The sequence below is a fragment of the Streptomyces sp. WELS2 genome (assembly GCF_013870595.1).
Lineage (GTDB): Bacteria > Actinomycetota > Actinomycetes > Streptomycetales > Streptomycetaceae > Streptomyces.
In genome coordinates this window covers 1-4,449 of the sequence record NZ_JACBWZ010000536.1, presented here as the reverse complement: position 1 = coordinate 4,449, position 4,449 = coordinate 1, and the positions used below count along the sequence as shown (strand labels likewise).

Annotated in this window: 4 protein-coding genes and 1 pseudogene; 2 read left to right on the top strand and 3 right to left on the bottom strand. The window is 73.0% G+C overall.

Annotation, left to right across the window (positions count from 1 at the left end):
* The coding region (locus H5J33_RS38425; RefSeq protein ID WP_181797131.1) for a hypothetical protein at nucleotides 1-623 on the top strand (623 nt) is incomplete at its 5' end.
* A gap of 39 nt (nucleotides 624-662) precedes the next feature.
* On the opposite strand, the gene H5J33_RS25025 is transcribed toward H5J33_RS38425, so the two are convergent.
* Together H5J33_RS25025 and H5J33_RS25020 are read right to left on the bottom strand one after the other, a co-directional pair.
* Nucleotides 663-1,643 carry an NAD(P)H-quinone oxidoreductase gene (locus tag H5J33_RS25025; protein WP_181797130.1) on the bottom strand — a complete coding sequence of 327 codons (981 nt, stop codon included), beginning with the start codon at nucleotides 1,641-1,643 and terminating at the stop codon, nucleotides 663-665.
* A gap of 29 nt (nucleotides 1,644-1,672) precedes the next feature.
* A complete protein-coding gene (locus H5J33_RS25020) occupies nucleotides 1,673-2,770 on the bottom strand; it encodes a TrkA family potassium uptake protein (protein ID WP_181797129.1) in 1,098 nt (365 codons plus the stop codon).
* A gap of 16 nt (nucleotides 2,771-2,786) precedes the next feature.
* Between H5J33_RS25020 and H5J33_RS25015 the strand changes: the two are divergent.
* A pseudogene (locus H5J33_RS25015) lies at nucleotides 2,787-3,125 on the top strand (universal stress protein); the annotation flags it as partial.
* Between the two features lies 1 nt (nucleotide 3,126).
* Here H5J33_RS25015 and H5J33_RS25010 read toward each other — a convergent pair.
* Nucleotides 3,127-4,401, bottom strand: a complete 1,275-nt coding sequence (locus tag H5J33_RS25010; protein ID WP_181797128.1) for a DUF4032 domain-containing protein — start codon at nucleotides 4,399-4,401, stop codon at nucleotides 3,127-3,129.
* Nucleotides 4,402-4,449: the final 48 nt, after the last annotated feature.

Below are 4,449 nucleotides of genomic sequence, written 5' to 3'. Positions count from 1 at the left end.
ACCCCTCCCCGGGCCACTCCGCCGGGGCACGCCCGCACGACCGGCATCCGGACGACGACCACGGCACCTCGGAGCAGGAACGCCCGGAACGGCACCACGCGGACCGGGACGACGCCGGGCGGGACCACCCGGACCAGGACCACCCGGACCGCGACCGGCCCGGCCGGGGGCCGTCCGCCTCCGCCGGCCCCACGCGGAAGGACTCCCCCACCCCCATGCCGTCCGACTCCGCCTCCGCCTCGGTCCACCCCTACCGTTCCCTCGCCTGGACCGAACCCACCCGGGCGGGCAGCCGGGCCGGTGAGGGGCGGATGCGCCCGGGCCGGCCGGACCGGCCCGCGGCCGAGACGGAGGACGAGGACGGCTCCGCCACCGCCACCCCGGCCGTCCAGCCGGCGGAGCCGGAGACCACGGACGTGCCCGCAGCCTCCGAGGACCCGGCCCAGGAGGCCGGCCCCGGCTCCACCCCGCCCGCGCCACGGCCCGGCACCCGGCAGGCCGGCCGGCAGAGCGAGGCCGTGACGGAGCCGATGCTGCGGATCCTCCCGCTGGGCAGCGGCCTGGTGCTCATCGGTCTGGGTCTCGGCCTGGCCCTGCTGGGCCTGAGGCTGCGCAGGAGCTGACCGGCGGGCCCCGCCGGGACGGGGCCCGCCCGGCTCGTCCTACGGCGCCACCAGCAGCACCTTGCCGATGTGACCGCTCGCCTCCACCAGCCGGTGCGCCTCGGGCGCCTCCGGCATCGGCAGCTCGCTGTCCACGATCGGCCGGACGTCTCCGGCGGCGATCAGCGGCCACACGTGCTCGCGGACGGCGGCGACGATGGCCGCCTTCTCGCCCAGCGGCCGGCTGCGCAGCGTGGTCGCGCTGATGGCACCCCGCTTGCCGAGCAGTGCGCCGATGTTCAGCTCGCCCTTCACCCCGCCCTGCATACCGATGATCGCCAGGCGTCCGTTGACGGCGAGGGCCTGGACGTTGCGGTCCAGGTACTTGGCGCCCATGTTGTCGAGGATGACGTCGGCGCCCGCGCCGTCGGTGGCCTGCTTGATCTCGGCGACGAAGTCCTGCTCGCGGTAGTTGATGAGCACGTCCGCGCCCAGCTCTGCGCAGCGCTCGAGCTTCTCCTTCGTGCCGGCGGTCACCGCGACCCTGGCGCCGAGGGCCTTGGCCAGCTGGATCGCCATGGTGCCGATGCCGCTGGACCCCCCGTGCACCAGCAGCGTCTCGTCCGGCCGCAGATGGGCGATCATGAACACGTTGGACCAGACCGTGCAGACCACCTCGGGCAGCGCCGCCGCCTGCCGCAGGGACAGCCCCTCGGGCACGGGCAGCAGCTGCCCGGCCGGTACGGCGACCTTCTCGGCGTAGCCACCGCCCGAGAGGAGCGCGCACACCTCGTCGCCGACGGCCCAGCCCGAGACGCCGGGGCCGAGCGCGGCGATCCTGCCGGAGCACTCCATGCCGGGGTAGAGGGAGGCACCGGGCGGAGGGGCGTAGAAGCCCTGGCGCTGGAGGATGTCGGCACGGTTGACGGCGCTGGCCGCCACCTCGACCAGCACCTCGCCCTCGCCGGGCACCGGATCGGGAACGTCCGCCCAGACCAGAGCCTCGGGACCACCGGGTTCGGGAATCGTGATCGCATGCATACCGGTGACGCTACTCCCCGCCCGCCCGGTCAGCCGTGTGGCAGCGGGCGGGTGTCCGGTGTGACGTGATTGCCCGGAGTGGCCCGGACGATGGTGATGAGCCGGTCGGTCAGCTGGAGGGTGCCGACGGCCGGGTCGTCGTAGCCCAGCACCCGGTGCCCGCGTACGACGCTCACCACCAGGTCGTCCGTCTCGCGCGGCGTCTTGCCGACCTCCCCGCGCACCACCGGCCGTTCGACGAGGTCCAGCCCGCTGCCCTGCTGGATGAGGTCCTCCATCACCATCCCGGCGGCCGGGCTCAGCACCGACAGGCCGAGCAGCCGGCCGGCCGCGCCGGAGCTGGTGATGACGGCATCGGCGCCGGACTGCCGCAGCAGCGGGGCGTTCTCCTCCTCGCGGACGGCGGCCACGATCTTGGCGCCCCGGTTGAGCTGGCGGGCGGTCAGGGTGACGAGGACCGCGGTGTCGTCGCGCTGCGGGGCGACGATGATCTGCCGCGCCTTGTGCACCTCGGCCCGCTTGAGCACTTCACTGCGGGTGGCGTCGCCCACCACCCCGGCGTACCCCTCGGCGGTCGCCGCGTCGATCGCCTTGGAGCTGGGGTCGACCACGACGACCTGCTCCTTCTTCAGCCCGGTCGCGCAGACGGTCTGGATGGCCGACCGCCCCTTGGTGCCGAAGCCGACGACAACGGTGTGATCGCGCAAGACGGACCTCCAGCGGTTCAGGCGCCATTCCTCGCGGGTGCGTTCGGTGAGGACTTCCAGCGTGGTGCCGACCAGGATGATCAGGAACAGCACGCGCAGGGGCGTGATGAGGAAGATGTTGGCGAGCCGGGCACCGTCGCTCACCGGGGTGATGTCGCCGTACCCGGTGGTGGAGAGGGTCACGGTCGCGTAGTAGAACGCGTCGAGCAGATCCACGGTGCCGTCGGCGTTGTCGTGGTAGCCCTCGTGGTCGGCGTAGACGATCAGCGCGGTGGCCACCAGCACCGCCAGGGCCATGACCAGCCTCTTGACGACCTGGCGGATCGGGCGCTCCACCACTTTTCTCGGGAGTTTCACCCGATGGGTCACCAGATGCTCGTCCGCTTGGCGGGCGATGGCGTCATGGCCCGGAAGTTTCACGTGAAACACACCCGCCGTGCGGGTCGTGCGGGCCTGGACCCTCCCGCCGGTCTTCGCCTACAGCCCGGGCTCGCTGCGGCTGCTGGACGAGGCGGGCGGGCTCGAACCGTACGAGAAGCAGGCGCTGGCCGACGCCGTGCGGCCCTGGCGGGAGCGGTTCCCCGAGGTGCCGGTCGCCGAGCACGTGGAGATGGGCAGCGCCGGGCAGGTGCTGGTGTCGGCGGTGGACCGGGCCCAGCTGATGGTCGTCGGCCGCCGGGCGCACCGTACGGCCGTCGGCGCCCGGATCGGCTCGGTGGCGCACGGGGTGCTGCACCACGCGGGCTGCCCGGTGGCGGTGGTCCCGCACGACTGACCTACTCGGGTTCGGCCGGCTCCAGTGTGGCGCGGGCCCGGGGCAGGACGTTCTCGATGTAGTCCTTCACGGCGGTCTCCAGTCCTATGTCGTGCTGGGCGCGCTCGGACAGGTACCAGCGGTGTTCGAGCAGCTGGTGGTAGATCTCGGCGGGGTCCATCGTGCCGCGCAGCTCCGGGGGTACGGCGCGCACGGTGGGCCGGAACACGTCGCGGACCCAACGGTGGGCGAGCACCTCGGGGCGGGCGGCATGGGGGTCCTCCCCGCTCGAACGGAGTTGAGAGCTCGGGGGAGGATCGTGGGGGGCGTAGTCGTCCTGGGTGGCCATCCAGCTCTCCAGGTCGCTCAGCAGCCGCCGCGCCTGGTTCTCCTCGGTGTCCAGGCCGGTCAGCCGCAGCAGCTGGCGCTGGTGGTGGCCGGCGTCCACGACCTTCGGCACGAAGGTGACCGTGTCGCCGTTGGAGGAGTGCTCGATCTGCATCTCGGCCACGTCGAAACCGAGGTCGTTCAGCCGGCGGATCCGGCGCTCGATGTAGTGGTACTTGCCCGCCGGGTACACCGAGGTGCGGGTCAGCTCCCGCCACAGCCCCTGGTAGCGGGTGCAGATCTCGTGGCCGAACTCGACCGGGTCCACCGACGGGTGCAGCGCGCCGGACGCCTCCAGGTCCAGCAGCTCGCCGCTGATGTTCACGCGGGCGAGGTCCAGGTCGTAGTCGCGCTGCCCGGGGCTGAGCCGTGGGTGCAGCTCGCCGGTCTCGGCGTCGACCAGATAGGCCGCGTAGGCGCCCGCGTCGCGCCGGAACAGGGTGTTGGACAGCGAACAGTCGCCCCAGGCGAACCCGGCCAGGTGGAGGCGGACCAGCAGCACGGCGAGGGCGTCCATCAGCCGGTGCATGGTCACCGGGCGCATGGTCGTCTCGAACATCGACCGGTACGGCATCGAGCCGCGCAGGTGCCGGGTGATCAGCACCGGCTCCAGCGGGGCGCCCGAGCGGTCGGTGCGGCCGGTGACCACGGCGAGCGGGTCGACGGCCGGGATGCCGATCCGGTCCAGGTCGCGCAGCAGCCCGTACTCGCGCAGCGCGGGCCGCTCGGCCAGCTCCTTGACGGCGATCACCTCGTCGCCGGCGTGCGCGTAGCGCACCACGTGCCGGGAGATGCCGCGCGGGAGCGGCACGAGGTACTCCTCGGGCCACTCCTCCAGCGGGGTGTCCCAGGGCAGGGCGAGCAGGAGCGCGGGGTGCTCCGGGTTGGTGGCGCTGATCTGCAAGGACATGACACGAACCCTAAGGCCCCGCACGGGTGTTCCAGGAGACCGCGCCAC

Bases quoted from the DNA above. Each gene is read 5' to 3' on its own strand.
- H5J33_RS25025 (WP_181797130.1), bottom strand. From the start codon at position 1,643: ATGCATGCGATCACGATTCCCGAACCCGGTGGTCCCGAGGCTCTGGTC.
- H5J33_RS25010 (WP_181797128.1), bottom strand. From the start codon at position 4,401: ATGTCCTTGCAGATCAGCGCCACCAACCCGGAGCACCCCGCGCTCCTG.